Source organism: Parachitinimonas caeni, assembly GCF_030129945.1.
Taxonomy (GTDB): Bacteria; Pseudomonadota; Gammaproteobacteria; order Burkholderiales; family Chitinimonadaceae; genus Parachitinimonas; species Parachitinimonas caeni.
On the sequence record NZ_JARRAF010000259.1, the window covers coordinates 1 to 267 of the forward strand.

Genomic DNA, 267 nt, shown 5'->3' on the forward strand with positions numbered 1-267 from the left:
CCTGGCGCCGACCGGCCAGGTCGTAGCGGTAACTGACGCCGCTGTCGATGCTGCCAACGGCGCTCGGCAGCCGCTGGCCATCCGGCTGGTGGCTCTGCAGCAGGTTGCGGCTGTTGTAGGTGTAATGGTCGGTTTCGCTGCGGTTGTCCTTGCGGGTGGTGGTGGTGCGCACATTGCCGTTGGCGTCGTAGACGTAGCTGACTTCGAGCTTGTTGCCCGAGGCCTGCCGCTGGGCCTGCGCGTTCCATTGCCAGTCGGAGACGGTCA

1 protein-coding gene is annotated in these 267 nt (G+C 65.9%); it reads right to left on the reverse strand.

Translation table 11 applies throughout. The features are described 5' to 3' along the window. The coding region (locus PZA18_RS24595; RefSeq protein ID WP_284103512.1) for a hypothetical protein at positions 1-267 on the reverse strand (267 nt) is incomplete at both ends.